The sequence below is a fragment of the Xanthomonas sp. LF06-19 genome, from assembly GCF_034105425.1.
Classification (GTDB): domain Bacteria; phylum Pseudomonadota; class Gammaproteobacteria; order Xanthomonadales; family Xanthomonadaceae; genus Xanthomonas_A; species Xanthomonas_A sontii.
Genome location: NZ_JAXGGH010000002.1, coordinates 652794 through 679102, shown reverse-complemented (window position 1 = coordinate 679102; position 26309 = coordinate 652794). Strand labels below are relative to the sequence as shown.

Genomic DNA, 26309 nt, shown 5'->3' with positions numbered 1-26309 from the left:
TGCTGTTTATCGGAACACCCGTATCACCAGGTGTCGCAATCTGCGACAGCGGAGCCGGACATGGCGCAGCACCCCTCGCAACACCAACTCGGCCAGGCCCGCCGGGCCTTCTTCGAACGCGGCGGCGCGCCGGTCGGGCAGGTGCCCGACACCATCCTGCAGTCGTGGCAGCGCTGCCAGCGCCTGGGCCTGGCCGCGGACGCCAAGCCGGCGATCGAACCGCTGGAAGCCTCGCGCCTGCGCGCCCTGCGCGAGGCGCACGAGCGGCTGTGGCGGCTGGCCCGCGCCGAACTGGAAGGCCTGGCCGGCGACGCCGCGGCCACCGGCAGCATCGTGCTGCTCACCGACGAGGCCGGCTGGATCCTCGACGCCGAAGGCAGCCCGCGCTTCCTCGACAAGGCGGGCAGGGTGGCGCTGATGCCCGGCGCATGCTGGAGCGAACCCCAGGTCGGCACCAACGCCATCGGCACCGCCATCGTCGAAAGCCGTTCGGTGGAAGTGCGCGGTGGCGAACACTACTTCGCCCCGCACCAGATCCTCAGTTGCGCGGCGGTGCCGATCTTCGATCCGTACGGCGCCCTGGCCGGCGTGCTCGACATCTCCGGCGACGCCAGCGTGCAGCACATGCATGCGCTGGCACTGGCGCGGATGGCGGTGGCCAACATCGAACACCGCTATTTCGACGACGGCATTCCCGGCTGCGAACTGCTGCGCGTGCACCACGACCCGGCGCTGCTCGGCACCGCACGCGAAGCGCTGCTGGCGTTCCGCAACGGCCGCCTGGTGGCCGCCAACCAGGCCGGGTTGCGGCTGTTCGGGCTGGAGCGCCACGAACTCGGCCGCGCGCCCTACGAAGCGCTGTTCGAAGAGCCGCTGTCGCGGCTGCGCCAGCAGGGCAGCGTGTTCGACCTGCAGGGGCGGGCGCTGCACGGACGCATCGACAGCCCGGCCGACGATCGTCCGCGGCGACGCCCGCAGCAGGCGCCGATCACCGTAACCGCGTCATCGCGGCCTTCGGCGGCGGCGGCGTCCGACGCGCCGCTGTTCGACGCGGCGCAGGAACTGGCGCTGGAACGCGCGCGGCGCGTGCTCGATGCGCAACTGCCGGTGCTGGTGCAGGGCGAGACCGGCACCGGCAAGGAAGTGTTCGCGCGCGAATTGCACCGGCGCAGCGCCCGCGCCGGGCGCCCGTTCGTGGCGGTCAACTGCGCGGCGCTGCCCGAGGGGCTGATCGAAGCGGAACTGTTCGGCTACGAGGATGGCGCCTTCACCGGCGCGCGCAAGCACGGCAACCCGGGCCTGCTGCGCCAGGCTGACGGCGGCGTGCTGTTCCTGGACGAGATCGGCGACATGCCGCTGGCCTTGCAGCCGCGGCTGCTGCGCGTGCTGCAGGAACGCGAACTGCTGCCGCTGGGCGGCGGCAAGCCGGTGAAGCTGGATTTCGCCTTGGTCTGCGCCACCCACCGCGACCTGGACGCGGCGATGGCCGAGCAGCGCTTCCGGCCCGATCTGTACTACCGCATCGCCCACCACTGCGTGCAGATTCCGGCACTGCGTGCGCATCCGGACCGACGCGCGCTCGTCGCCGAGCTGTGGGCGCGGCTGGGGCAGGGCAGGCGTCTGACCGAGGCGGCCCTGGCGACGCTGAGTGCCTACGCGTGGCCGGGCAATCTGCGCCAGCTGGTGGCGTGCCTGCGCACCCTGGTGGCGTTGAGCGAAGCGGATGCGCTGGTCGATACCGACGCCTTGCCGGCCTACCTGCCCGGCGTGCGCGCGGGAGAGCAGGGCAGCAACGGCGGCACCGCGATGCCGTTGCCCGATGCCGACCTCGACAGTCTCGCGCTCGGCGCCATGCGCCAGGCCCTGGATGCCTGCAACGGCAACGTCTCGCAGGCCGCACGCCGGCTCGGCATCAGCCGCAGCACGCTGTACCGGCGGCTACAGTTGGGGACGCACTGAGGCGGCATATCGCCGGCTGCGCCTTACGCGGTCGTCGACGTCGCACGTCCCGTAGGAGCGGCTGCAGCCGCGACACGGCGTTATCGGTCATGTCAGTCGCGGCTGACGCTGCTCCTACAGCGCAGCGCGGTTTCCACCGAACCGCAGCAACGCGCGCGGCTGGAGCGCCCTTTCGCCGCGACAGCCCTCCCACAGACCCCTCATCGGTTGGAAACCGCTCTCGCATCCATGACCTCTTTCTGCCGGAACACATCGCCCACGACTGCCGCGTCCGAACACGGCGAGCATCGCGCGGTGCTGCCGGCGATGCTCCAGGCTCCTTCGCAACCATGGAGCTTCACATGCAACGCTTGCACGGCAAGATCGCGCTCATCACCGGCGCCAGTTCCGGCATCGGCCACGCCGCCGCGCACCTGTTCGCGCGCGAAGGCGCCTGCGTGGTGCTGGGCGCGCGCCGCGGTGCGCTGCTGCAGACGCTCGCCGCGCAGATCGAGGACGCCGGCGGTCACGCCGCGTGGCTGGCCGGCGACGTCCGCGAGGAGGCCTATGCGCAGGCGTTGGTGGCGCTGGCGGACACGCGCTTCGGCGGGCTGGACATCGGCTTCAACAACGCCGGCACACTGGGCACGCTGGTGCCGACCACGCAGCTGCAGGCGCAGGCCTGGCGCGACGCGCTCGATACCAATCTCAGCGGCGCATTCTTCGGCGCCAAGCATCAGATTCCGGCGATGCTGGCACGCGGCGGCGGGTCGTTGATCTTCACCTCGACCTTCGTCGGCCACACCGTCGGCTTCCCGTGCACCGCCGCCTATGCCGCCAGCAAGGCCGGCCTGATCGGCCTGACCCAGGCGCTGGCAGCGGAGTTCGGGCCGCAGGCGATCCGGGTCAACGCCTTGCTGCCGGGCGGCACGCACACACCGATGGCAGAGGCGATGAACGGCACGCCGGAAGCGCTGGCGCAGGTCGCGCAGCTGCATGCGCTCAAACGCCTGGCGCAGCCGGACGAACTGGCACGGGCCGCGCTGTTCCTGGCCTCGGACGAAGCCGCGTTCGTGACCGGCAGCGCAATGCTGGTCGACGGCGGGGTATCGATCATGCGCAGTTGACGCGGACGGCGGTCGCGATGTCGCCGCGCCCGCACGCTGCGGGGCGAGGCGCACGCTCGCCACCGCGGGCAATGCCCTGCCGCTGCCGACGTCGCGACAGCAGCGGCCGGGCATGCAATCGCTCAGTCGTAGCTGTTGTTCATGCACGGTGAGCTGACCGGCGTCAGCACACTGAAGCTGCTGGCGTACAGCGCGATGATGCAGGTCCCCGGCGCGTCGCTCTGCACGTAGTTGCATTGCTTGCTGTTGCGGCTACGCGAGCTGCCGTCGCTCATCTGGAACGACAGGTTCCAGTAGTCGTTGGAGCCGGTCTGCGCCCGCAGCGGCACGGAGGCGATCGTACCGCCCGGCGGCAGCGACGCCGAAGCGGCCGGATCCATGTAGTTGCCGCAGGTGTGCTTGACGCTGACGTTGTTGATCGTCTGGCCGGTGCAATTGACCACCGTGAAGGTGCCTTGGTACGGCGTGGCGCTGACGCCTTCGGCCAACGCGGGTTTGCTCTTGGTGCCGGCGTTGTCGCGGCTGTCGTCGGATGTGCTCATGGTGCGTCTCCTGGAGAGGCGAGGCGGTATGCGGGGGTGGCATTACGCTAGCGCCGCCGCGAAGAACGCCGCCAGCGTCCGCCGCCGGTTCGCGTAGACAGGTGCAGTGCGTTTGGTAGACGACTTGCAGGCGCGGCGCAGCGCGTAGACGCGCGGCACCTGGCGTTCGCTCAATCCAGGCGTGGCATCGCCTCCGATGATTCATACGCGGCTGCCAGGCGCCTTCTTCCGCAGTGCCGCTATCGCGTTCGCCTCGCACTGCATCTGCGCCTCGCACTTGGCGTCGTTCGACGGGTGCAGATGCTGATGGACGCATCGACCGTCATCGGCGTACAGCTGCGGCAGGCCATCGCCGAATGGTCGCCAGAACCAAGCGGGTGCGCAGCCGCCTCGCCACGCAGCCGCGAGCGAAAGCTAGCCCGACCGGCAGGCGTTCGCGGCTAGTGCGGCAAGTCCCACTGCAAGCCGACCGTGTAGCTGCGGTCGGGGCCCGGCTCGTAGTAACGGCCGTTGCCGTCGTTGACGATGACCGAGCCGATGTAGCGGCGATCGAACGCGTTGTCGATGCGCGCGAAGGTGCGCAGGGTGCCGTGCGCGGTGGTCCAGCGCCGCGCCGCTTCCAGGTTGAGCAGGGCGTAGCCGGGCGCGGCCTCGCTGGCCAGGTCGTTGACCACGGTGTCGCCGGCGGCCACGCCCTCCACCGCGAATTGCCAGGCGCGCGGCTGCCACTGCCAGCGCGCGAACAGTTGCTGCTGCGGCACGCCGGGCAGGCGCGTGCCGGCGGCCACCACCGCCGTCGGCGTCGCGCAGCCGCTGCTGGCGCAGGTCAGGTAGGCCTGGCGCACCGTCGCCTGCAGCCAGGTGTAGGCCACCTGCAGTTGCGCGCTGGCGCCCAGCGGCAGGGTCAGGCTGGTCTCGGCGCCCTGGCGGCGGGTGCGGCCGATGTTGCGGTAGGTGCTGCGGCCGTTGGTGTTGCTGGCCACCGCCAGCTCGTCCTCGGTGGTGGCGCGGAACAGCGCCGCGTCCCAACGGGCGCCGGCGGCGTTGCGCCACTTCGCGCCCAGTTCCAGGTTCTGGCTGCGCGCGGCGGCCAGGTCCAGCGCCAGACCGGCGCCGCCGTCGCGGCGGTAGCCCAGCTCGTTGAAGGTCGGGGTCTCGAACCCGCGCCCGGCCGAGGCGTAGAGCCGCAGGTCGTCGGTGACGCGGAACACCAGCCCGGCCACCGGCGTGGTCGCGGCATAGTCGGTGCGGCCGCTGTCGTCGGGATTGCGGCCGACGATGTAGGCGTCGTTCGAGCGGAACCGCACCTGGCTGTGGCGCAGCCCGGCCAGCAGCGACCAGCGCTCGGCGAACTGCCACCAGGCCTGGGCGAACTGGTCCACGTTCTCCACCCGGTCCTGCTGGTCGCGGCGCAGCCGGCCCTTCACCCCGAGCGTGCTGCCGACGAAGTTCTCGTAGCCGGTGCGGTGCTGTTGCTGGCGGTCGGCATTGGCGCCGACGGTGAACTGGAACGGGCGGCCGCCCAGTTCGCCCTGCCAGGCCCAGCGCGCGTCGAGGCCGCCGTAGTCGCCGTCCAGGTCGATCACGCCGCCGGCATTGAGCGGGTTGCTCTGCGCGCCCACCGGGACCGAGAGGTATTGGGTGACGTCGCGGCGCCCGGCATAGCCCATCAGCCGCCAGGTCTGCTGGTCCACCTGCTGGGTGAAGATCGCGCCGGCCTGCACCTGGCGGGTGGACTTGCGGGTGTCGAACTGGCCGGCGGCGGCAGTGGCCTGGCGCGGGTCGGCGGCGACCTGGGCGCGGCTCAGGCCCAGCGGATCCTGCGCATCGGGCGCCTCCAGCGCGTTGAGCAGCAGGTCCAGGCGCCGCCCGGGCGCCAGGTCGATGCCGATCTTGGCGTTGAAGGTGGTGCGCTGGGCGTGGCTGTGGTCGCGGTAGCCGTCGGTGCTGAAATGGGTGGCCGCCAGGTTGTAGTGGACGTCGCCCTGCTGGCCCAGCGCCTGCGCGCTGAGGGCGGCGGTGCCGTGGCTGCCGATCGCACTGCGCAGCCGCCACGGATCGTCCGGCTGGCCGTCGGCGCTCCACAGCTGCACCACGCCGCCGGAAGAGTTGCCGTACAGCGCCGAGAACGGCCCGCGCAGCACCTCGACGCGCTCGCTGCCGAACAGGTTGAAGTTGGATAGCTGGCCCTGGCCATCCGGCATCGTCGCCGGGATGCCGTCCAGCAGCAGGCGAACGCCGCGTACGCCGAACGCCGAGCGCGCGCCGAAGCCGCGGATCGACAGCTGGGTGTCCTGCGCATAGTTCTGGCGATCGCGCGCGAGCAGGCCGGGCACCCCGACCAGCGCCTCGGACGCCTGTATGCCGAGGCGGTCGCTGTCGCCCAGGCCGGTCGTGGTCAGCGACGCCGGCAGGTCGAAATCGGCCACGCCGCCGACGCGGGCGGCCTGGACCTGGAGCACTGGCAAGGTGGTGGCCGGATCCTCGCCGGGAGCGGCGTGGACCAGGGACGACAGCGCCAGGGCGCAGGCCCCGCAGAGCAGGGCGGAGGGCAGGGAAGATGACATGGCCCATCATCGCCCAACTGCCGCCCGGCCGCACCCGGCCAAGCGCGGCAGCGTTTGTTAGGATGAGGTGTTTGACCGCGCCGGCTCCGGTCCTTCCGGCCCCCACCTCCGCCACCGAACGAGTACCGCCGTGTCCTTCTTTGCAAACGTGGAACAGGTCCCAGGCGACCCGATCCTGGGCCTGACCGAGGCCTACAACGCCGACTCCCGCCCGACCAAGGTCAACCTGGGCGTGGGCATCTACTACGACGAAAACGGCCGCATCCCGCTGCTGCGCGCGGTGCAGCAGATCGAACAGCAATTGGCGCAGGACGCCAGACCGCGCGGCTACCTGCCGATCGACGGCCTGCCGGCCTACGACCTGGCCACGCAGAAACTGCTGTTCGGCGCCGAGTCGCCGCTGCTGGCCGCCGGCCGCGTCGCCACCTCGCAGACCGTCGGCGGCAGCGGCGCGCTGCGGGTGGGCGCGGACCTGCTGAAGAAGCTGCTGTCCACCTCGACCATCGCCATCAGCAACCCGAGCTGGGAGAACCACCGCGCGGTGTTCGGTGCCGCCGGCTTCGACGTGGTCGAGTACACCTATTTCGATCCGGCCAGCCACGGCCTGAACTTCGACGGCATGCTCGCCGACCTGCGCCAGCTCGCCCCCGGCAGCGTGGTGCTGCTGCACGCCTGCTGCCACAACCCGACCGGCGCCGACCTGAGCCAGGCGCAGTGGCGCACCGTGGCCGAGCTGCTGAAGGAACGCAACCTGTTCCCGTTCGTGGACATCGCCTACCAGGGCTTCGACAAGGGCATCGACGCCGACGCCTACGCGGTGCGCCTGCTGGCCGAGGTCGGCATCGACAACTACGTGGTCGCCAGTTCCTACTCCAAGTCGTTCTCGCTGTACGGCGAGCGCGTCGGCGCGCTGTCGGTGGTCTCGGCCAACGCCGCCGAGAGCAAGGCGGTGCAGTCGCAGGTCAAGCGCATCATCCGCACCATCTACTCCAGCCCGTCCACGCACGGCGCCGCGCTGGTCGCCGGGGTGCTCAACAGCCCCGAACTGCGCGCGATGTGGGAGCAGGAACTGACCGAGATGCGCGAGCGCATCCACGCCCTGCGCGCCGGCATGGTGCAGAAGCTGGCCGCCCTCGGCGCGCCGGAGTTCGGCTTCATCCAGCAGCAGGCCGGCATGTTCTCCTACTCGGGCCTGAGCAAGGCGCAGGTGGACCGGCTGCGCGAGGAGTTCGGCATCTACGCGGTCGGCACCGGCCGCATCTGCGTGGCCGCGCTGAGCCAGAAGAACCTGGACTACGTGACCCAGGCCGTGGCGACCGTGCACAAGGGCTGAGTCCCCGCGGTCCCGCGCCGAGCCGGAAGCGCCTGCGCTTCCGGCTTTTTTGTGCCTGCATGGCGACCGTGTCGGCCCGCGCCGGCATGGTCGCGGAACGCCGTTGATCGAAATCTACCGCGCAACCCGCGACAATGGCGGCCCCTTCTCACGCAAGGCCGTCCTGCCCATGTCGCGAACGTCGCTGACCCGCTTCCTGATCGAAGAACAGCATGCCGGGCGTATCGGCCCGGAGCTGCGCCAGCTCATCACGATCGTGTCCCGCGCCTGCAAGCGCATCTCCATCGCGGTCAGCAAGGGCGCTCTCGGCGGCGTGCTCGGCGATGCCGGCACCGGCAACGTGCAGGGCGAAGCGCAGAAGAAGCTGGACGTGCTCAGCAACGACATCCTGCTCGAAGCCAACGCCTGGGGCGGCCACCTCGCCGCCTGCGCCTCAGAAGAAATGGACCACTGCCAGCCGGTGCCCGACAATTACCCCAGCGGCGATTTCCTGCTGCTGTTCGATCCGCTGGACGGCAGCTCCAACATCGACGTCAACGTCTCGGTCGGCACCATCTTCTCGGTGCTGCGCGCGCCCCCAGGCACCGACAAGCCCGGCGACGAGCACTTCCTGCAGCCGGGCACCGCGCAGGTCGCCGCCGGCTACTGCATCTACGGCCCCAGCACGATGCTGGTGCTGACCCTGGGCCACGGCACCCACGCCTTCACCCTGGAGCGCGAGGAGGGCAGCTTCCTGCTGACCCAGGCCGACATGCGCATCCCCGAGGACACCGCCGAGTTCGCGATCAACATGTCCAACCAGCGCCATTGGGAAGCGCCGATGCAGCAGTACGTGGCCGACCTGCTGGCCGGCAGCGAAGGCGTGCGCGGCAAGAACTTCAACATGCGCTGGATCGCCAGCATGGTCGCCGACGTGCACCGCATCCTCACCCGCGGCGGCATCTTCATCTATCCCTGGGACAAGAAAGACCCGGGCAAGGCCGGCAAGCTGCGGCTGATGTACGAAGCCAACCCGATGGGCATGCTGGTGGAGCAGGCCGGCGGCGCCGCCAGCACCGGCCGCGCACGCATCCTCGGCCTGCAGCCCGAACAACTGCACCAGCGTGTGCCGGTGTTCCTGGGCTCGAAGAACGAAGTGGCCGAGGCGGTGCGGTATCACCTGGAGCACGACAGCCACCACGGCTGAGCGTGGTGGCGCGGCAGCCGCGCGTCCGGGGACCCTGGACGATGGCGGCTGTCGCCAGCGCTGTCGTATCCTCGGTGCCGCATCGCCGGCATGGTCGCGGTGGGTGCAAGGGGGAGACCGCTACAGGCGGCACATTGCGATTGGGGGGCGAGATCGTCCTGTAGCGGCGCAGTCGCTTCGGGGCGGCGTCTTGGCTCGATGATGTGCGCTCACTGCCACAGCGCCGATGGCGGTAGAAAACTCAAACAGGGGAAATGCAATGAAGCGTGTCATCGGGCTATTGCTGCTGCTCGCCTCGGGTGTGGCCTGTGCCGACACCACGCAGCAGGGGAAGATCACCCGCGTCGTGGTCGAATCCAACTACGCTTCGGTCTGGCTGGAGAACCAGCCGACCAACAACGAGTGCGCGTCCGATGGACGCTGGGTGATCGATTTTTCCGCGGACGCCATCGCCAAGGAAAAGTATTCGGCCATTCTCTCCGCCGCCACGTCCAGGACTCAGGTCGTGCTGCAGTACACGACCAGCGAGGGCTGTGGCGGTTTCGGCGCGAAGAAGATCCACTACGTCGATCTGCTGTACTGATCCCCGACGCTTGCCGCGCCCCTGGCCGGGCGCGCGGCGATGCGGCAGGATGCGCCGATCGAGACGAACAGGGAGGTTCCGATGCGCTGGTGCCTGATGCTGGTGGCAATGATGTCGAGCGGAACGCTGTCGGCCGCCGAACCCTTTCGCATGCAGAACCTCATGCTGCTGCAGCCGGAATCGGTGATGCGCGATCGCGCCGAGAGCGTCGAAGACCTGGCGGCATATGTGAAAGCGCTGAATGCCACGGCGTCGCGCGAACTGGCGCGGGTCGCCACACCCCGACCGGCCGCCGGCTTCGTGGCCGTGGCGGTCCGCCCTGGCGGCCGGTCCCGGATCTGGCTGGATGTGACACCGGCACTGCCCGATCCGGTGGCGAACACGCTGGTCTCCGCTCTGGAGCGGGTACCGCCATTCCAGGCCAAGGGCGGTGTGGTGGTGTTCGCGCTCAACGTCACGCTGTGGGACGCGCCGCCGACCGGGCGCCAAGGTCCTTCGCCAGCGGCCTGGCAGCGTGCTGCGGAAGGCGAACAGTCGCCGATCGAAATCGGCGACCTGGTCGATCGGGTCTGGCCAGCGAGTGCGGCGCACTGAGGCGCGGGAGCGTCGCTCGTCATGACGCACGACCGTGCGTCCGCTGCGACACCGCTCGTTTGCGCCGCTGGCGACGTGCCGGCGGTTGCCTGACGCCCTGGCTGCGGTAGGGTAGCGGCGTCCGGCGCCAGCAGAGCGCGTTGATCGCCGGCGGTCGTCGCGTGCACCTGGTCGTCCCGGGCGGGAGGAACCCCATGAACCAGACCCTCGTCGTGTTGTTCTTCTTCGCCACCGCACCGGTCGCGCTGATGCCCACGGTCATCGCGCTGTTCACCCGCCACCGCTGGCGGCGGCGGATCGTGCTGGTCAACCTGGCGCTGTGGACGCTGCTGTTCTTCGCCGCCCGCAGCTTCACCCTGTACAACTCCAGCCGCTTCGAGCTGCCGACCCTGCTGGCGCTGGCGGTGTGGCTGGCGCTGTTGGGCATCGCGATCCGCGGCACGCCCGGGTCATCCAAGCGCTCCTAGTCATCGAAAACGCACGCACGCCAGTCACGCACGCCAGTTCGGTGCGCGATAGGGCGATCGCGGCGGTGGACCGCTATCGACACATGCCTGATCTCGACACGCTCGGTATGCGTTTGCGGTGCCGCAGCGCTCACGACCCTTGCACGCCATCGCGACGTCGGGCCCATCGCGCCCAATCCACAGTGAGGTTTTATTGACGGAGTCGGACCATGTCCCTGCGCGCCTTCGGCCTGAACTGCTCGCTCAAGCGCGGCACTGCGCCCTCGTCCACCCAGCGCCTGCTGGATCAGATCCTGCAGGCACTGGCCGCGCACGGCATGCAGGGCGATTCGGCGCGCGTGGCCGACTTCGACGTGCGCCCCGGCGTACGTGCCGACGAAGGCGACGGCGATGCCTGGCCGCAGCTGCGCCAGCGCGTGCTGGATGCAGACATCTTCGTGCTGGCCACACCGATCTGGGTCGGCCATCCGTCGAGCCTGGCGCAGCGCGTCCTGGAGCGCATGGATGCGTTTCTCGGCGAAATCGGCGACGACGGCGTGTATCCGACCTTCAACCGCGTGGCCATGGTCGCGGTGGTGGGCAACGAGGATGGCGCGCACAAGGTCAGTGCCGATCTCTACCAGGGGCTCACCGACTTCGGTTTCAGCGTCGCCGCCGGCAGCCCGCCGTACTGGGTCGGCGAGGCGATGGGCAGCACCGACTACCAGGACCTGAAGCAGACGCCGAAGGTGCTGGCCGACACCATCAAGACCGCCGCCAGCAACGCCGCGCACCTGGCGCGCCTGCTCAAGGCCAATCCGTACCCACCGCCGCTGGCCTGAGTGTTCCGCCGCGTCGGAGCGCCAGTGGCACGGAGCCGCTGCGCTGCGGCTGCAACCCTGCGAAATCGCTGGTAAGGTCGCGCGATGTCCGACCTGCATCCCGATTTCATCGAAGTGTTCGATGGCGCCATGTCCCGCGAGGACTGCGCCGCCATCCTGCGCCGCCTGCGCGGCAGCACCCAGTTGCGGCCCGGCGAGGTCGGCAGCGGCGTGTTTCCCGAGCTCAAGCGCAGCCGCGACCTGCGCATCAGCGGCCTGGAACCGTGGCGCGACGTGGAACAGCGGCTGCAGCAGGCCGTGTTCGGCGGGCTGCTCGGCTACCTGCGCAAGTACCCGCAGACCCTGATCTCGCCGCTGATGCTGCAGGTGCCCGGCGCCGACGGCCAGCCGCACCGGCTCGGCGCCGACGATTTCGCCCTGCTCGACGACGCCGCGCTGTCCAACCTGGCGCGCACCTGCCTGCGCCCGGGCGCGATCAACCTGCAGTGGTACGAAGCGGGCGAGGGCGGCTACCCGTACTGGCACTGCGAACTGTACCCGCGCGATCCGAGTGCCGAGACCCTGCACCGGCACCTGCTGTGGACCCTGTACCTCAACGACGATTTCGACGAGGGCGAGACCGAGTTCCTGTTCCAGCAGCGCAAGATCGTCCCGCGCGCCGGCAGCCTGCTGATCGCCCCGACCGCCTTCACCCACACCCACCGCGGCAACCGCCCGCAGCGCGGCGACAAGTTCATCGCGACGAGCTGGATCCTGTTCCAGTCGGCGCAGGCGCTTTACGGCAGGGAATAGGGAATAGGGAATAGGGAATGGGGATTCGTCAAAAGCAGGGATTCGGGAGTGGGGATTGGGGATTCGTAAAAGCTGCTTTCTTGGTGGCTGAATTGCAGTGGCTGCGTCGGGCCGCCGCGACGCGCCGCTCTTGCTAATCCCCAATCCCGAATCCCCAATCCCCGCTCAAAACAGCACGCCCTGCGGCGACGGCGGGCGCGGCGGCAACGGTTTGACGAAGTGGCTGCAGTCCAGGCGTCGGCGCGGGGACTCGGCATAGCCCAGCCGCTTGTGCGCCAGCGCGAAGCGCCGTGCCAGCAGGTCGGCGTACACCCCTTCGCCGCGCATGCGCTTGCCGAAGGTGCTGTCGTAGTCCTTGCCGCCGCGCAGTTGCTGCACCGTGCTCATCACGTGCGCGGCGCGGTCGGGATGGTGCGCCTGCAGCCAGTCGCGGAACAGCGGCGCCACCTCGTGCGGCAGGCGCAGCAGCACGTAGCCGGCGGACTCGGCACCGGCCTCGCGGGCCGCCTCCAGCACCGCTTCGAGGGCGTGATCGTTGATCCACGGGATCACCGGCGCCACCATCACCCCGACCGGCACGCCGGCCTCATGCAGGGTGCGCATCGCGCGCAGCCGCGCGTGCGGCGCCGAGGCGCGCGGCTCCAGCATGGCCGACAGCCGCGGATCCAGCGAGGTCACCGAGAAGTGCACGCTGACCAGGTTGTCGCGGGCCAGCGGCGCCAGCAGGTCCAGGTCGCGCTCGACCAGCGCGTTCTTGGTGATCAGCGAAAACGGGTGGCGGGTCTCGGCGAAGACCTCGATCAGGCGCCGGGTCAGCTGCAGCTTGCGCTCGATCGGCTGGTAGGCGTCGGTGTTGATGCCCAGCGCGATCGGGCTGGGCACGTAGCCGGGCTTGGCCAGCTCACGGCGCAGCAGCTCCGGGGCATTGGTCTTGGCGAACAGGCGCGTCTCGAAATCCAGCCCCGGCGACAGGTTCAGATAGGCATGGCTGGGGCGGGCGAAGCAGTAGCTGCAGCCGTGCTCGCAGCCGCGGTACGGATTGACCGACTGCGCGAACCCCACGTCCGGCGACTGGTTGCGGCTGATGATGCTGCGCGCGGTCTCCTCGCTCACCTGGGTGCGCAGGCGCGGGGCGGCGAATTCCTCGCTGTCGTCGGGGTGCCAGCCGTCGTCCTCGGCCTGGCTGACGGTTCGTTCGAAGCGGCCCGGCAAGTGGCTGCCGGCGCCGCGGCCCTTGATGGCGGTGCTCATCGGCATAGGCTACGCGCCGACCGTCTCGGCGGATGCGACGGCGCCGACGGCGGCGCTGAATCTTTCAGGCCACGCACGCAGCGTGGCTCGCCTCCGCCCGTTGCGCACGGCGGCGCAGCAGATCGACGTTCCACGGCGGGCCGGCGGCCTGTCGCTCTTCGGCGATGACGCTGCCATTCGCCGAACCGGGGCCTCGTCGCGGGCGCCCGCGAACGCCGTCGCCTTGGCGTCACTCGGTTGCCGCGAACGCCTGCTGTCATGCACCCGCAGTGCAGCGCTGGTTCGCAGAGCGGATGGCTGCCAGCGCGCCAGACAGCAAACCCACGCGATCCGGGCGGTCGCCGTGGTGCCGGGCCTGCATCGCCTTCGCCGCAACCTCCGCGTCACCCTCTAGAATCCGCCGATGCTCGTGATCGCGACTCTGCAGAACACCTGGGACCGGCTGACCGGCATCCCACACATCGGCGCCTACCTCACCGCCGCCTACCTGCTGTACATCCTGTGGCTGAGCAGCTGGATCGTGCTGCAGAAACGCGAGCCGGCGGCGACGCTGAGCTGGGTGCTGTCGCTGGCCGCCTTGCCCTACCTGGGCTTCGTCATCTACTACCTGCTGGGCCCGCAGAAGGTGAAACGGCAGCGCCTGCGCCGCGGCCGCTCGCGCTCGGGCATGGAGCACTACAGCAGCGTCTGCCCACCCGACGCCGACTGCACCGAGCTGGCCAAGATCGCCCAGGCCACCACCGGCCTGGCGCCGAGTTCGGCCACCGCGGTGCAGTGGCTGGTCGACGGCGCCGCTACCTACGAGGCGATCCTGCGCGACATCGGCGCCGCGCAGCACCATGTGCACCTGGAGTACTACATCTTCAATCCCGACCGCACCGGCACGCGCATCCGCGACGCGCTGGTCGAGCGCGCTCGCGCCGGGGTTCGGGTGCGCCTGCTGCTGGATGCGGTCGGCTCCTCGCAGGTGCGCAAGCGCTTCCTGCGGCCACTGCTGGAGGCCGGCGCCGAGGTGGCCTGGTTCCATCCCACCCAGTTGCTGCGGCCGTTCAAGTTCAAGCGGCCCTGGGTCAACCTGCGCACCCACCGCAAGATCGTGGTGATCGACGGCCGCATCGCCTTCACCGGCGGCATCAACGTCACCGACGAGGAGAACGAGGCGCTGCGCGCCGACGCCTACCGCGACCTGCACCTGCGCTGCGAAGGCCACGTGGTGCGCAGCCTGCAGCTGGTGTTCGTGGAGGACTGGCTGTACGCCACCCGGCAGGGCCGCGATGCCTTCGACATGGCGCGGATCTGGCCCAGCGACATGCCCAGCCGCGATGCCGGCACGATCCAGGCGCAGGTGCTGGTGTCGGGGCCGGATTCGTCGTGGGAAAGCATCCATCGCCTGCAGGTGGCGGCGATCCACGAGGCGCAACGGCGGGTGTGGCTGGTCACGCCGTACTTCGTGCCGGGCGAGGCCGCGCGCATGGCGCTGACCTCGGCGGCGCTGGGCGGGCTGGACGTGCGCCTGCTGGTGCCCAAGCGCAGCGACTCGCGGCTGGTGACCTTGGCCGCGCGCTCCTACTTCGACGAACTGCTGCAGGCCGGCGTGCGGATCTACGAATACGGCCCGCGCATGCTGCACACCAAGGCGCTGATCACCGACGAGGACCTGTGCCTGGTCGGCAGCGCCAACTTCGACAACCGCAGTTTCCGGCTCAATTTCGAGGTCGCCACGCTGTTCCGCGACCGCGGGCTGACCAGGCAACTGGCCGAGCTGCTGGAAGGGGAGATGGCCGATGCGGTGCGCGTACGCGACGACCGCAAGCGCTCGCTGTGGCGCTACCGGCTGCCGGAGGCGGTGGCGCGGCTGACCTCGCCGCTGCTGTAAGCGCGGCGCCCCGGCGCCGGGAGCGGCGCGCGCCGGCCGCCACGCCACGTGGAACCGGCACGCCCGGCGGCGCTACACTGCGCCATCCTTGGGGAGATCGTCATGTATTGGCTCTTTCTGCCGCTCGCGCTGGGTGCTTTCGTTCTGGCGTTCACGACGCCGCACATGTGGTTGCTGGTGGTGAGCCTGCTGGCCGCGCTGGCCTTTCTGCTGGCCTGGGCACGCGGCTGGTACGTGGCCAAGATCGGCGATGCCAGCCAGCGCGACGCGATGCCGATGATCGACCCGGCCGAACTGCGCCGGCTGCGCGAGCAGGCCGAGGCGCGCCGCGCCGCGGCCGCCGCCAGCGACGACGCCGCGGCGCCGTAAGCGGTTCGCCGGCGATGACCAAGCTCAGCGTCAACGTCAACAAGATCGCGGTGCTGCGCAATTCGCGCGGCGGCGACCTGCCCAGCGTGCTCGACGCCGCGCGCGCCTGTCTGGATGCCGGCGCGCACGGCATCACCGTGCACCCGCGCCCGGACCGGCGCCACATCCATGCCGAGGACGTGCTGGAGCTGGCCGAGCTGACCCGCGAGGGCGACGTCGAATTCAACATCGAGGGCAACCCGTTCGCGCCGCCGCGTCCCGGCTATCCGGGACTGATCGCGCTGTGCGCGCAGACGCGCCCGGCGCAGGCCACCCTGGTGCCCGACGGCGACGGCCAGCTCACCTCCGACCACGGCTTCGACTTCGGCCGCGACAGCGACCGCCTGCGTCCGCTGATCGCCGAGCTGAAGACCCTGGGCTGCCGTGTCAGCCTGTTCGTCGATGCCGACAATCCCGCCCTGGCGGTGGCGGCCGAACTGGGCGCCGACCGCATCGAGTTGTACACCGGTCCCTATGCCGCCGCGTGGGAGCAGGGCGACAGCACCGCGGCCGCGCCGTTCGCCGCCGCCGCACGCCGCGCGCAGGCCGCCGGACTGGGCGTCAACGCCGGCCACGATCTGGCCCAGGCCAACCTCGGCGCGTTCCTGGCGACGGTCCCGGACGTGCTGGAAGTGTCGATCGGCCACGCGCTGATCGGCGAGGCGCTCTACGCCGGGCTCGACGCCACGGTGAAGGCCTATCTGGCGGTGCTGGCCGGCGCACGCTGAGCGACGCCGGCAACGCGAGGCAGGGCGCTTCGCTGGCAGACTGGCCGCTTGGCAGCCATCGCGTGCTGCAGTGCTCGCGCTCGGCGCAATCCAATCAGCGTGGGTCTTTGGCTGTCTCCCCCTGGCGGGGCGCCGTGCGGTGCCCGAGCGGGCGACGCCACCGACAACGGTGGCGTCGCATCGCCGGCTGCCTGTTACTGCACGAAACCGATGCGCTGCACGTCGGCGTTCTTGGCCGCCGCCAGCACCTTGGCCATGGCCTCGTAGTCGGCGTCCGGGCTGGCATCGATGCGCAGCTCGGGCGGATTGCCGGCCGCCTGCGCCATCGCCTCCTGCAGCCGCGGCTGCAGATCGCGCAAGGCCAGCGGCGCGGCATTCCAGAACAACTGGCCACTGGCATCCAGGCGCAACTGGATCGGGTCCGGTGGCGGCAGGGGTCTGGAGAGCGCCGGCGTCCGCTGCGGCAGGTTCATGGTGATCGTCCGCGTCAGCATCGGCGCGGTGACGATGAAGATGATCAACAGCACCAGCATCACATCGACCAGCGGGGTGACATTGATCTCCGCCAGCGGTCCCCGATTCCCTGCAGCACTGAACGCCATGGCCAGCCTCCTGTGGGTGTGGTGTCGCGTCACCAGCCTACACCCGCACCGCGGCGATGTGGGAGGCAAGTAGACCAGCCTAACTTGCGGGTATACCTGTCAGAACGGCATAGAACGTATCGTTCATAAAAAAAGCCACCGTTTCCGGTGGCGCTTTCGTTCTAGCTGTGACTAAGATTTGCCAGTGGAGCTTACTATAAAATATTTTTGACTATGCATAACTAGTGCCTTGCATCGAAGACAGATAAGCGTCAACGGTAACCGTTATTGTAGTCCTGCCTGTATCGGTCATATTGGTCGACACTTCCGTCACCGTTCAAATCCGATAGCCCCTGAGTGTTAAGCGTATTGCTTTTCACAAGATTCTTGAGACTATCAATCAATGGATCTATTTGTCTATTTTGAGCAAAGTTATTGAAAAGAGCGGTAAGCTGAGCGTCTGTTCCATAGCCAGTCATTATAACATCTATTCCTAGTGTATTTTCCAATTCGCTCGTCACTAGCATAGAATTCAAGATCGCATTTGCTTCCCTTACTGCCCTGTAATTTTCATATTCCGCCGCGGTGGACCCGGTGAAAGAAGTTTTATCCATCGCATGTCCAACTTCGTGTGCTATCGAGCTTACAAAAACACGTGCGTGATAGTCAGCATTGCCATCGCCAAAAGATCTCAATGTCTCCGCATCGAGCTTTAGGACGCCAGGAGTATATTGAGCCTGATAAACCCCTAAACCTTCAACAACCTGAATCCTCCCATTATTCTGAAAGAACTGCAGCAGTTGCGCAGAAAGTATGCCGGAAGATGTAATTATATTTTTGAGAGCATCAGGAAGTGCATTGAAGTCATTATACTCCGAGAGCTCGTCAGCCGGCGTTCTCTGTCCGGGAGTGTCGTCGGGCTTTTCGCTATCAGTTTCATCACCGCCTTTTGATCCGCCCGAATACTCGAACGCCGAAAAAAAAGCGAAAGTCGAAGTATTGTTGCCTTGCACTTCATTAGGCTTTGGCGCGGTTACAGTGATTGTTGTCAAGGTGGTTTGCGCTTGTGCTTGAGCGATCGAGCACATTGCCAGAAACGCAATGAAGAAAGAAGAAGGCCCGCTTTTTGAGTTCATACCATCTCCATTTGGTAAATTACATAAGTCCCAACCATTCGTTCAACTAAAATCGAAGAACGAACGAAGAGTAATTGCATAGGCGGTAGATTTCCATAAAAAAAACGCCACCGTTGCCGGTGGCGTTTGCAGTCGCGTCATGACTGAGGTGTTGCGGTGAAGCGAATTGCGGTGAAGCTTATTGCTGCACGAAGCCGATCTTCTTCATGTCCGAGTTCTTGGCGGCGGCCAGCACCTTGGCCATCACTTCGTACTCGGAATCCGGATTGGCATCGATGCGCAGTTCCGGCTGGTTGGTCGGATCGCGCTGGACTTCGTTTTCCATCATCTGCGGGAGCGCACTCACCGCCACCGGGCTGTTGTTCCAGAACACCTGGTTCGACGCATCGATCCGCAGATCGATCGGCGGCGGCGGATCGCGCAACTGCGGCGGCGGGTTGATGACCCGCTGCGGCAGATCCACGTCGATCGGGTACGTCATGATCGGCGCGGTCACGATGAAGATGATCAACAGCACCAGCATCACGTCGACCAGCGGCGTGACGTTGATGTCGGCCATGGGACCACGGCCGCCTCCTGAGCTGAACGCCATGGCTCAGTTCCCCTTCTCTTTGGTCGCAACGAAGCCGACGTCCAGCATGCCCTGACTCTGCGCGATCTTGGTGATCTCGTTGATCGTGCGCATCTTGGTGGTGCGGTCGCCACGCAGGTTGAGCGGCGGCTGCGGGGTCTGCTGTGCAGCGGTCGAGAAGCGCGATTCCAGGGCTTCCTTGGAAATCGGCTCATCGTTCCAGTACAGCGACCCGTCCTCCTTGACCGCCAGGGTGATCGGATTCGAACGCTTGTCGTCCTTGTCCGGATCCTGCTTCAAGTTGGCTTGGGGCAGTTCCACCTTGACCTTGTGGGACATCAGCGGTGCCGTGATGATGAAGATGATCAGCAGCACCAGCATCACGTCCACGAGGGGCGTGACGTTGATGTCGGCCATGGGGCCGCCGCTGTTACCACTACTGAAAGCCATAACGGGCTCCGTTAACGTTGCGTGGACGACTTAGCCGGGATCAGCGAACGCGCGAACCGGTGGCGAAGAAGTCGTGCAGGTCGTGAGCGAAGGTGTCGAACTTGGCGATCACCGAGCTGTTGACCTTGCTGAAGAAGTTGAAGGCGAACACGGCCGGGATCGCGACGAACAGACCGATCGCGGTCATGATCAGCGCTTCACCGACCGGGCCGGCCACGGCGTCGATCGAGGCGGAGCCGGTGGCACCGATCTTGATCAGCGCGCCGTAGATGCCCCACACCGTACCCAGCAGACCGACGAACGGCGCGGTCGCACCGACGGTCGCCAGCAGGGTCATGCCCGACTGCAGCTTGGTGCTTTCGCGGGTCACGGCCTGACGCAGGGCGCGGTCGACGAACTCCGAACGGCTCAGGGTCTCGCCCAGGCCGGTGCCGGTGCCGGCTTCGGCGCGCTGGTGGTGAGCGGCGGCCTGCGCGGCGTCCAGGGCGATCTTCGAGAACGGCTCGGAGGCCGGCTGCTCTTCCATCGCACGGATGGCGTCCTGGGCGTTCGGGGTGTCCCAGAACAGGCTGGTGACGCGGTCGGCCTGGCTCTTCAGACGGGTGGCGCGGAAGATGTTGATGATCGTCCAGTACCAGGACGAGGCGGACATGATGATCAGGGTGATGAGCACCACCCAGGAGACGGCGAAGTCACCCGGCTTGGAGGTCATTTCGGTGATCAGGTGCTCGAAGCCCATCTGCGACAGGGCGTTCGATGCGTTGTTGCCCCCCGCAGCAGCGGCGATGAAAATTTCCTGCAGCATGACGCTTACCTTTGTTGTGTGTGGTGGTGATGAGGGTGGTGCAAAGAGTAGACAGGGTTTGCGGACCGGCGGTGCGCCGGTCCGCGCAACCTTTGTATCAGTTCAGCGCGAAGTTGACCGGGACGCGGACGCGGCCGGCGGTCTTCTGTCCATTGGCCATGGCGGCATTGAAACGCCACTTGCGCGCTGCTTCCATGGCGGCGCGGTCCAGGTCGCGGTTGCGGCTGGATTTCTCGACGGCAACGTTCGTCACGTTACCATTTGCATCGACATCGATGATCAGGATCACCTCACCCTGCGCACCCGAGCGGAATGCTGCCGGCGGATACTTCGGCGGATTCATGTTCTTCGACGAGATATCGACGCTCGCGCCAATGTCGGTCGGCTGCGACGGCGGCGCAGGCGGCGACGGCGGGGTGGCCACGTCGTTCGGGCGCGGCTCCGGCACGTCGATCACCGGGGCTTCCGGCGGCGGCGGCAGCGGGGTCGGCTTCGGCGGCGCGAGGTTCTTCACCGGCGGCGGCGGAGTTTCCGGCGGCTTCGGCGGCGGCGGCGGCGGCGGGGGCGGCGGCGGCGGTGCGTCCACCAGGGTGACCATGATGTTGCGTTCCTTCTCCGCCACCGCCTTGGGCGCAACGGCCGGAATCAGCAGCAACATCAGCGCCGCAAGATGCAGCGCGATTACGAAGGCAATACCGATGATGCGCGGCCAGCTGAGGCCGGAGGCGTCATCTTTGTCGTACTGCCGATGGATGACCAGTTGTTCCGTCATGCGCCAATGACTCAATTAAAGGGGGGCGGATTCCGCGGTGGAGCGGAACCCAAGTTCACGCGGCAATGACACCGCAGGAACCTCCAAGCTTATACCAATCCCTGTTACCTGCACTACTTTCAGCACTGGTCTTCGGGGGCTTTTTTTGCGTGCTACTTCAGGTTGATGATCTTCTTGGCGTCTTCCGGCTTTTTGACGCCCTTGGCCAGTGCCTGCTGCGCGGCCTGCTTGGCCTCGGCAACGCGGCCTTCCGAATGCAGCACCTTGGCCAGGTTGAGATAGGTTTCGCCGTCCTTGGACAGCGGCGCCGCCTTCTGCCAGTTCTCGATCGCCTGCGGCAGCTGGTCGGTGTAGTAGTACGACTGCGCCAGCGCCAGGTAGGTCTGGTAGTCCGGCTTCAGAATGCCCTTCTGCATGCCTTCGTTGATGACCGCGATGACGTCCTTTTCGTGGCCGTCGGTGTTGGCGTAGATCGAGTACAGCTGCTTGTATTCCTTCTCGTCGGTCAGCTGACCGGCGGCGCGCAGCTTGTCCATCACCGCCGCGGCCTTGTCCATCTGGTCGGCCTGCATGTACATGCTGGCCAGGTTGAGCTGGGCCTTCTTGTCGTTGGGCGACTTGGCGGCCAACGCCTCGGCGGCCTTGACCGCTTCACCGGTCTGGCCGGCTTCGGCGTAGGACGCCATCAGCAGCTGATTCCAGCTGTCCTTCGGCTCCGGCGACGCGGCGATCGCCTGCTTCAGCGCCGGGATCGCTTCCTGGTAGCGCTGCGCCTGGTACAGCGCCTGGCCCTTGAGGATCAGGTCTTCCGGGCGGGTCGACTTGGTTTCGGCGAGGAACTTGTCGAGGGTGGCCAGGCCCTCGGCGGTCTGCTCGTCCTGCAGCTGCAGCTGCGCCAGCATCAGCATCGACTGGTAGTGGCCGTTGTTGTCCAGGCCGTTGAACTGGATCGCCTGCTTCAGGTACGCCTGCGCGGCCTTGCTGTCGTCGAGGTTGTAGGCGGCCTGCGCGGCCAGCTGCGCGGCGACCGACTTGTCGTACTCGTTGGCGCCGCTGTTGGCCAGGATCTCATCGGCCTGGGCGCGCACCGCCGCGTAGTCCTCGCCCTTGTTGTAGGTGTCGATCAGCTTCTGCAGCTTGCTGCCGAGCTTGGACGACGGCTTGCCGGTCGGCTCCTTGCGCTCGGCATTGGGGAACAGCACCGCCGCCTTCTCGCTCTTCGCATTGCGCGAGGAGCGGTGGTCGGTGCGATCACTCTGCGCAGCGGCATCGGTCACCACCGCGCCACCGAGGGCGGCGGCGATCACCAGGGACAACAACGCTTGCTTGCGAATGCGGAATTTCATGGGTCACCTCGGTGGAAACCGCCCGGAGCGGCACGGAAGACGGAGCGGCCATTCCTCGGCCGAGCCAGCAAACCTATCAGAAACCTGTACGCCGTGAAAACGTTTTTGGATGCGTTTTCTGTGACAGTGCCGGCGACGGACACGGGGACGACGGACGACTCAGCCGCACTTGGGCGTCCTGCCGGCGCTGCGCGCCTGCGCATACACCGGTTCCAGCGCGGCGACGTCGCGCTGCAGCTCGCCGATGCGGGCACTGGGATCGGGGTGGGTGGACAGCCATTGCGGCGGACGTGCGCCGCCGGCGGCCATCATGTTCTTCCACAGATCCACCGCCTGCGCGGGGTCGAATCCGGCCTGCGCCATCAGGCGCTGGCCGACGACATCCGCTTCGGTTTCCTGCTGGCGCGAACCGGGCAGCAGGAACAGGGTCTGTGCGGTCATGCCGCCGACCTGGCCGACGGTGTCGGCCGCGCCCTGGCCGTAGCGGGCACCGGCCAACGCGCCAATCACGCTCAGGCCTGCCTGCGCACCGAGCTGGCGGGTAATGCGTTCTTCGTGATGACGCGAAATGACGTGGCCGATCTCGTGGCCGAGCACGGCGGCGAGCTGGTCCTGGTTCTTGGCCACGCTGAAGATGCCGCTGTTGACCCCGACCTTGCCGCCGGGCAGGGCGAACGCATTGGGTTCCTTGTCGTTGAACAGCGCGGTTTCCCAGCCGGTGCCGCGCCATTGCTCGGGCAACTGCGCGACCAGCGTGTTGACCACGCAGCGCACGTAGGCGTTGCGCTTGGGATCGGTGTCCAGCTGTTCCTTGGCCTTGGCTTCGGCGAACGCCTGCGCGCCCATCTGGTCGAGTTGTTGTTGCGAGATGCCGCCCACGACCTGGGTACGCCCGGTTGGCGATGTCGTCGTCGCACACGCTGCCAGCAGCATCGCCAGCGATGCGCCAAGTACCACTTGCTTCATACGGTCCCCCCTCCTAACACGCGTCGCAGTGTGGGGGGCCGCGTCTTAACATTTCGTCAAACAAACCTTCAGGTTGCGCCAAACCAGTAGAGTCCGGCGACCGCGATGGCGTTGTTGAGGCCATGCGCGGCGATCGACGCCCACAAGGTGCCGGTACGCTTGTACAGCCAGGCGAACGCGACGCCCATGCCGCCGTAGACCAGCCACAGTTGCGCGGTGGCGGCCAGGCTATTTCCGGTGGTCCCCGGTACTTCGTGCACCAGGGCGAAGGCGGCGCCGCTGAGCAGCATGCCCAACCGCGGCCGGCCTGCGTCCCACAGCCGCCCGAACAGCACGCGGCGGAACAGCAGTTCCTCGTAGGCCGGGGCGATCACGATCGCGAACACGCACAGGAACAGCGGCATCTGCGCCATCGCGTCCTGCATCAACGGCAGGTTGGTCGGCACCGGTTTGATGCCGATCTGCGCCGCCAGCGCGGAGATCGTCGCGCTGCCGACGAACACCCCGACCGCGACCAGCAGCACCCAGCCCCAGGTCGCGGGTGCGCGCGCCGCCAGCCACGAGGCGCGGCGCTCGGCGGCGCTGGCCGGACGCCGCAGGAAGTACAGCAGCAGCGCCGCGGAGAGCGTGCTGACCAGGGCGATCAGCAACTGCGCCAGCGCCCCCGGCTGGCCGACCTGCTGCGCGACCAGCGCGGCCAGGCGATCGGCAGGCACGCCCTGCGCCTTCAGCTCCATCGCCAGCTGGAAGCCGCGGATCACGCCCCAGACCAGGCCGCTCAGCACGCTCACCGCCAGCAGCACCACCGCCGCCAGCAGCACGTCGAGGAAGAAACCGAGGATCGGCCGGCGCGGGCGGGCCGGCGGCGCGGAAGGCAACGGCAGCGGGGTGGCGGGCAACGGCGGTGCGGTCATCGCGATCCTGTGCGGAAGCGGGCGGAAGGCACAGCGGGACGCCCGCCCCGGCGCACGCCAGGGCGGGGACCGCCAGGGTCAGATATCGAGGTTGGCGACCTTCAGCGCGTTTTCTTCGATGAAGTCGCGGCGCGGTTCGACCACGTCGCCCATCAGCGTGCTGAAGATCTGGTCGGCGGCGACCGCGTCCTCGATGCGCACCTGCAGCAGGCGACGCGTATCCGGGTTCACCGTGGTCTCCCACAGCTGCTCGGCGTTCATTTCGCCCAGGCCCTTGAAGCGCTGGATCTGGCGGCCCTTCTTGGCCTCCTCGAACAGCCAGGCGTAGGCCTGGGCGAAGCTGGTGATGGCCTGGGTCTTGTTGCCGCGCACGATCTGCGCGCCCTCGCGCACCAGCCCATGCAACTCCCGCGCGATCTCACGCAGCGGCCGCAGCTCGCCGCTCTCGAACACCGCCATCGGCACCACATAGGTGGTCTCCTCGCCCATGTGCCGGCGCTCCACCAGCAGGGTGGCCGGGCGCTGCGCGTTGGACGCCTGGAAACGCAGGCTGTAGCGCGCCGAGCCCAGGCTGCCGCGGTTGAGCACCGCCTGCAGCGCGTCCAGGCTCGGATGCGTCTCGCCCTCGCTCTCGAGCTGGGCCACGTCCAGCGGCGGCAGGTCGATCAGCGCGCTCAGCAGCGCCGGGTCGTAGCGGTGGGCATTGCGCGCCACCGCCTCGTTGGCGCTGGCGAACAGCAGCAGCAGCTTCTCCAGCGCCGCGCCGGTGATCGGTGGCTCGTTGCTGGCCGGAACCAGCGCCGCGCCTTCGACCGCGCTGCTGGCCAGGTAGGCGTTGAGCGCGTTGTCGTCCTTCAGGTACAGCTCCTGCTTGCCCTGCTTGAGCCGGTACAGCGGCGGCAGGCCGATGTAGACGTAGCCGCGCTCGATCAGCTCCGGCATCTGCCGGTAGAAGAAGGTCAGCAGCAGGGTGCGGATGTGCGCGCCGTCGACGTCGGCGTCGGTCATGATGATGATGCGGTGGTAGCGCAGCTTGTCCGGGTTGTACTCGTCGCGGCCGATGCCGGTGCCCAGCGCGGTGATCAGCGTGCCGACCTGGTCGGAGGACAGCATGCGGTCGAAGCGCGCGCGCTCGACGTTGAGGATCTTGCCGCGCAGCGGCAGCACTGCCTGGTTCTTGCGATTACGGCCTTGCTTGGCCGAGCCGCCTGCCGAGTCGCCCTCGACGATGAACAGCTCCGACAGCGCCGGATCCTTTTCCTGGCAATCGGCCAGCTTGCCGGGCAGGCCGGCGATGTCCAGCGCACCCTTGCGACGGGTGAGGTCTCTTGCCTTGCGCGCGGCCTCGCGGGCGCGGGCGGCATCGACGATCTTGCCGGCGATGGCCTTGGCCTCGTTGGGGTTCTCCTGCAGGAACTCCTCCAGGCGCGCGCCGAAGGCGTTCTCCACCGCCGGGCGCACGTCGGAGCTGACCAGCTTCTCCTTGGTCTGGCTGGAGAAGCTGGGATCCGGCACCTTCACCGACAGCACCGCAATCATGCCTTCGCGCATGTCGTCGCCGGTCAGGTTGATCTTGGCCTGCTTGGCGATGCCGTTCTGCTCGATGTAGGTATTGAGCACGCGGGTCAGCGCGCCGCGGAAGCCGGCCAGGTGGGTGCCGCCGTCCTTCTGCGGGATGTTGTTGGTGAAGCAGTACATCGTCTCCTGGTAGGAGTCGGTCCACTGCAGCGCCACGTCCACGGTGATGCCGTTGTGCTCACCGGTGACCGAGATCACGTTCGGGTGCAGCGGGGTCTTCAGCTGCGCGAGGTGCTCGACGAAGCTGCGGATGCCGCCCTCGTAGTGGAAGTCGTCGCGCCGGCCCTCGCCGCGCTCGTCGGCGAGCACGATCTTGACCCCGGAATTGAGGAAGGACAGCTCGCGCAGGCGGCGCGCCAGGATGTCGTAGTGGAATTCCACATTGTTGTGGAAGGCCACGACCGACGGCCAGAAGCGCACGGTGGTGCCGCGCTTGCTGGTCTCGCCCAGCTTCACCAGCGGCGCGACGGCCGCGCCATTGCTGAATTCCTGCTGGTAGTGGAAGCCGCCCTGGAACACGTCCAGCAACAGCTTCTCCGACAGCGCGTTGACCACGCTGACGCCCACGCCGTGCAGGCCGCCGGACACCTTGTAGCTGTTGTCGTCGAACTTGCCGCCGGCGTGCAGCACGGTCATCACCACCTCGGCGGCGGAGACCTCACGGCCGAGCTTGGCGCTCATCTGCGCGTGCTTGCCGACCGGGATGCCGCGGCCGTTGTCCGACACCGAGACCGAACCATCGGCGTGGATCGTCACCGCGACGTGGTCGGCATGCCCGGCCAGGGCTTCGTCGATGGAGTTGTCGACGACCTCGAACACCATGTGATGCAGACCGGTGCCGTCATGGACGTCGCCGATGTACATGCCGGGCCGCTTGCGGACCGCCTCCAGGCCTTCCAGGGCGGTGATGCTGTTGGCGTCGTAGTTGCCGTTGCTAGGCGGGGTGTTCTGTTCGTCGGTCATGCGGGTGCCGTAGG

Annotated in this window: 26 protein-coding genes; 13 read left to right on the top strand and 13 right to left on the bottom strand. The window is 67.8% G+C overall.

From position 1 onward, the window contains the following. Positions 1 to 60: 60 nt before the first annotated feature. A complete protein-coding gene (locus SLW55_RS06880) occupies positions 61 to 1959 on the top strand; it encodes a sigma-54-dependent Fis family transcriptional regulator (RefSeq protein ID WP_267100904.1) in 1899 nt (632 codons plus the stop codon). Between the two features lie 341 nt (positions 1960 to 2300). Continuing rightward, positions 2301 to 3065 (top strand): SDR family oxidoreductase, encoded by a 765-nt coding sequence (locus tag SLW55_RS06875; protein WP_295954621.1) that lies wholly within the window; start codon positions 2301 to 2303, stop codon positions 3063 to 3065. 122 nt (positions 3066 to 3187) lie between these two features. Here the strand turns inward: SLW55_RS06875 and SLW55_RS06870 are convergent, their stop codons facing one another. After that, entirely contained in the window at positions 3188 to 3607 is a 420-nt protein-coding gene (locus SLW55_RS06870; protein WP_017910076.1) for a hypothetical protein, read from the bottom strand. 440 nt (positions 3608 to 4047) lie between these two features. Beyond that, positions 4048 to 6174 carry a TonB-dependent receptor gene (locus tag SLW55_RS06865; protein WP_320744870.1) on the bottom strand — a complete coding sequence of 709 codons (2127 nt, stop codon included), beginning with the start codon at positions 6172 to 6174 and terminating at the stop codon, positions 4048 to 4050. A gap of 130 nt (positions 6175 to 6304) precedes the next feature. On the opposite strand from SLW55_RS06865, the gene SLW55_RS06860 reads away from it, so the two are divergent. From SLW55_RS06860 to SLW55_RS06830, 7 genes are all read left to right on the top strand, one after another. Beyond that, a complete protein-coding gene (locus tag SLW55_RS06860) occupies positions 6305 to 7507 on the top strand; it encodes an amino acid aminotransferase (protein ID WP_026143214.1) in 1203 nt (400 codons plus the stop codon). A 169-nt stretch (positions 7508 to 7676) separates the two neighbouring features. Continuing rightward, complete coding sequence (locus SLW55_RS06855) at positions 7677 to 8693, top strand: class 1 fructose-bisphosphatase (RefSeq protein WP_320744869.1); 1017 nt, start codon at positions 7677 to 7679, stop codon at positions 8691 to 8693. Positions 8694 to 8952: 259 nt separating this feature from the next. Then, the gene (locus SLW55_RS06850; RefSeq protein WP_267084872.1) at positions 8953 to 9276 is read left to right on the top strand and encodes a hypothetical protein; all 324 of its coding nucleotides are present in this window, start codon (positions 8953 to 8955) and stop codon (positions 9274 to 9276) included. Between the two features lie 81 nt (positions 9277 to 9357). Beyond that, complete coding sequence (locus tag SLW55_RS06845) at positions 9358 to 9870, top strand: hypothetical protein (protein ID WP_267084871.1); 513 nt, start codon at positions 9358 to 9360, stop codon at positions 9868 to 9870. A gap of 194 nt (positions 9871 to 10064) precedes the next feature. Then, a complete protein-coding gene (locus SLW55_RS06840) occupies positions 10065 to 10337 on the top strand; it encodes a hypothetical protein (RefSeq protein WP_017910082.1) in 273 nt (90 codons plus the stop codon). 209 nt (positions 10338 to 10546) lie between these two features. Next, positions 10547 to 11158: an NAD(P)H-dependent oxidoreductase gene (locus SLW55_RS06835; RefSeq protein ID WP_320744868.1), complete on the top strand. Its 612-nt coding sequence runs from the start codon at positions 10547 to 10549 to the stop codon at positions 11156 to 11158. 84 nt (positions 11159 to 11242) lie between these two features. Beyond that, a complete protein-coding gene (locus tag SLW55_RS06830) occupies positions 11243 to 11950 on the top strand; it encodes a 2OG-Fe(II) oxygenase (RefSeq protein ID WP_017911286.1) in 708 nt (235 codons plus the stop codon). Between the two features lie 165 nt (positions 11951 to 12115). On the opposite strand, the gene SLW55_RS06825 is transcribed toward SLW55_RS06830, so the two are convergent. Continuing rightward, positions 12116 to 13201: a PA0069 family radical SAM protein gene (locus tag SLW55_RS06825; RefSeq protein WP_295911915.1), complete on the bottom strand. Its 1086-nt coding sequence runs from the start codon at positions 13199 to 13201 to the stop codon at positions 12116 to 12118. Between SLW55_RS06825 and SLW55_RS06820 the strand changes: the two genes are divergently transcribed. The 4 genes from SLW55_RS06820 to SLW55_RS06805 all read left to right on the top strand — a co-directional run bounded on the left by SLW55_RS06820 (position 13188) and on the right by SLW55_RS06805 (position 16213). After that, complete coding sequence (locus tag SLW55_RS06820) at positions 13188 to 13595, top strand: hypothetical protein (protein ID WP_320744867.1); 408 nt, start codon at positions 13188 to 13190, stop codon at positions 13593 to 13595. The genes SLW55_RS06825 and SLW55_RS06820 overlap by 14 nt on opposite strands. A 9-nt stretch (positions 13596 to 13604) precedes the next feature. After that, positions 13605 to 15077, top strand: a complete 1473-nt coding sequence (gene cls / locus SLW55_RS06815; protein WP_320744866.1) for a cardiolipin synthase — start codon at positions 13605 to 13607, stop codon at positions 15075 to 15077. 102 nt (positions 15078 to 15179) lie between these two features. Then, the gene (locus tag SLW55_RS06810; RefSeq protein WP_010340662.1) at positions 15180 to 15446 is read left to right on the top strand and encodes a hypothetical protein; all 267 of its coding nucleotides are present in this window, start codon (positions 15180 to 15182) and stop codon (positions 15444 to 15446) included. Between the two features lie 14 nt (positions 15447 to 15460). Continuing rightward, complete coding sequence (locus tag SLW55_RS06805; protein ID WP_295909624.1) at positions 15461 to 16213, top strand: pyridoxine 5'-phosphate synthase; 753 nt, start codon at positions 15461 to 15463, stop codon at positions 16211 to 16213. Positions 16214 to 16407: 194 nt separating this feature from the next. On the opposite strand, the gene SLW55_RS06800 is transcribed toward SLW55_RS06805, so the two are convergent. The 10 genes from SLW55_RS06800 to gyrB form a co-directional block, all read right to left on the bottom strand. Continuing rightward, on the bottom strand, positions 16408 to 16815 hold the full coding sequence (locus tag SLW55_RS06800) for a biopolymer transporter ExbD (protein ID WP_295909622.1): 408 nt from the start codon (positions 16813 to 16815) through the stop codon (positions 16408 to 16410). 251 nt (positions 16816 to 17066) lie between these two features. Then, the gene (locus SLW55_RS06795) at positions 17067 to 17930 is read right to left on the bottom strand and encodes a hypothetical protein (protein WP_267084867.1); all 864 of its coding nucleotides are present in this window, start codon (positions 17928 to 17930) and stop codon (positions 17067 to 17069) included. Positions 17931 to 18108: 178 nt separating this feature from the next. Next, the gene (locus tag SLW55_RS06790; protein WP_010340665.1) at positions 18109 to 18522 is read right to left on the bottom strand and encodes a biopolymer transporter ExbD; all 414 of its coding nucleotides are present in this window, start codon (positions 18520 to 18522) and stop codon (positions 18109 to 18111) included. A 3-nt stretch (positions 18523 to 18525) separates the two neighbouring features. Continuing rightward, complete coding sequence (locus SLW55_RS06785; RefSeq protein ID WP_010340666.1) at positions 18526 to 18951, bottom strand: biopolymer transporter ExbD; 426 nt, start codon at positions 18949 to 18951, stop codon at positions 18526 to 18528. A gap of 40 nt (positions 18952 to 18991) precedes the next feature. After that, complete coding sequence (gene exbB / locus SLW55_RS06780; RefSeq protein WP_010340667.1) at positions 18992 to 19756, bottom strand: TonB-system energizer ExbB; 765 nt, start codon at positions 19754 to 19756, stop codon at positions 18992 to 18994. Between the two features lie 97 nt (positions 19757 to 19853). Further along, complete coding sequence (locus SLW55_RS06775) at positions 19854 to 20414, bottom strand: energy transducer TonB (protein WP_267084955.1); 561 nt, start codon at positions 20412 to 20414, stop codon at positions 19854 to 19856. 266 nt (positions 20415 to 20680) lie between these two features. After that, positions 20681 to 21874, bottom strand: a complete 1194-nt coding sequence (locus SLW55_RS06770; RefSeq protein WP_267103140.1) for a tetratricopeptide repeat protein — start codon at positions 21872 to 21874, stop codon at positions 20681 to 20683. Between the two features lie 159 nt (positions 21875 to 22033). Then, a complete protein-coding gene (locus SLW55_RS06765; protein WP_026143554.1) occupies positions 22034 to 22840 on the bottom strand; it encodes a M48 family metallopeptidase in 807 nt (268 codons plus the stop codon). Between the two features lie 68 nt (positions 22841 to 22908). Beyond that, entirely contained in the window at positions 22909 to 23754 is an 846-nt protein-coding gene (locus SLW55_RS06760) for a type II CAAX endopeptidase family protein (RefSeq protein WP_320744865.1), read from the bottom strand. 78 nt (positions 23755 to 23832) lie between these two features. Continuing rightward, positions 23833 to 26295, bottom strand: coding sequence for a DNA topoisomerase (ATP-hydrolyzing) subunit B (gyrB, locus tag SLW55_RS06755; RefSeq protein WP_152237607.1), 2463 nt, complete (start codon positions 26293 to 26295; stop codon positions 23833 to 23835). Positions 26296 to 26309 lie beyond the last annotated feature (14 nt).

Coding starts and splice junctions, on each gene's coding strand:
- SLW55_RS06880 (WP_267100904.1), top strand. CDS start 61: ATGGCGCAGCACCCCTCGCAACACCAACTCGGCCAGGCCCGCCGGGCC.
- SLW55_RS06875 (WP_295954621.1), top strand. CDS start 2,301: ATGCAACGCTTGCACGGCAAGATCGCGCTCATCACCGGCGCCAGTTCC.
- SLW55_RS06870 (WP_017910076.1), bottom strand. CDS start 3,607: ATGAGCACATCCGACGACAGCCGCGACAACGCCGGCACCAAGAGCAAA.
- SLW55_RS06865 (WP_320744870.1), bottom strand. CDS start 6,174: ATGTCATCTTCCCTGCCCTCCGCCCTGCTCTGCGGGGCCTGCGCCCTG.
- SLW55_RS06855 (WP_320744869.1), top strand. CDS start 7,677: ATGTCGCGAACGTCGCTGACCCGCTTCCTGATCGAAGAACAGCATGCC.
- SLW55_RS06850 (WP_267084872.1), top strand. CDS start 8,953: ATGAAGCGTGTCATCGGGCTATTGCTGCTGCTCGCCTCGGGTGTGGCC.
- SLW55_RS06845 (WP_267084871.1), top strand. CDS start 9,358: ATGCGCTGGTGCCTGATGCTGGTGGCAATGATGTCGAGCGGAACGCTG.
- SLW55_RS06840 (WP_017910082.1), top strand. CDS start 10,065: ATGAACCAGACCCTCGTCGTGTTGTTCTTCTTCGCCACCGCACCGGTC.
- SLW55_RS06835 (WP_320744868.1), top strand. CDS start 10,547: ATGTCCCTGCGCGCCTTCGGCCTGAACTGCTCGCTCAAGCGCGGCACT.
- SLW55_RS06830 (WP_017911286.1), top strand. CDS start 11,243: ATGTCCGACCTGCATCCCGATTTCATCGAAGTGTTCGATGGCGCCATG.
- SLW55_RS06820 (WP_320744867.1), top strand. CDS start 13,188: ATGGCGGTGCTCATCGGCATAGGCTACGCGCCGACCGTCTCGGCGGAT.
- SLW55_RS06825 (WP_295911915.1), bottom strand. CDS start 13,201: ATGAGCACCGCCATCAAGGGCCGCGGCGCCGGCAGCCACTTGCCGGGC.
- cls (WP_320744866.1), top strand. CDS start 13,605: ATGCTCGTGATCGCGACTCTGCAGAACACCTGGGACCGGCTGACCGGC.
- SLW55_RS06810 (WP_010340662.1), top strand. CDS start 15,180: ATGTATTGGCTCTTTCTGCCGCTCGCGCTGGGTGCTTTCGTTCTGGCG.
- SLW55_RS06805 (WP_295909624.1), top strand. CDS start 15,461: ATGACCAAGCTCAGCGTCAACGTCAACAAGATCGCGGTGCTGCGCAAT.
- SLW55_RS06800 (WP_295909622.1), bottom strand. CDS start 16,815: ATGGCGTTCAGTGCTGCAGGGAATCGGGGACCGCTGGCGGAGATCAAT.
- SLW55_RS06795 (WP_267084867.1), bottom strand. CDS start 17,930: ATGAACTCAAAAAGCGGGCCTTCTTCTTTCTTCATTGCGTTTCTGGCA.
- SLW55_RS06790 (WP_010340665.1), bottom strand. CDS start 18,522: ATGGCGTTCAGCTCAGGAGGCGGCCGTGGTCCCATGGCCGACATCAAC.
- SLW55_RS06785 (WP_010340666.1), bottom strand. CDS start 18,951: ATGGCTTTCAGTAGTGGTAACAGCGGCGGCCCCATGGCCGACATCAAC.
- exbB (WP_010340667.1), bottom strand. CDS start 19,756: ATGCTGCAGGAAATTTTCATCGCCGCTGCTGCGGGGGGCAACAACGCA.
- SLW55_RS06775 (WP_267084955.1), bottom strand. CDS start 20,414: ATGTTGCTGCTGATTCCGGCCGTTGCGCCCAAGGCGGTGGCGGAGAAG.
- SLW55_RS06770 (WP_267103140.1), bottom strand. CDS start 21,874: ATGAAATTCCGCATTCGCAAGCAAGCGTTGTTGTCCCTGGTGATCGCC.
- SLW55_RS06765 (WP_026143554.1), bottom strand. CDS start 22,840: ATGAAGCAAGTGGTACTTGGCGCATCGCTGGCGATGCTGCTGGCAGCG.
- SLW55_RS06760 (WP_320744865.1), bottom strand. CDS start 23,754: ATGACCGCACCGCCGTTGCCCGCCACCCCGCTGCCGTTGCCTTCCGCG.
- gyrB (WP_152237607.1), bottom strand. CDS start 26,295: ATGACCGACGAACAGAACACCCCGCCTAGCAACGGCAACTACGACGCC.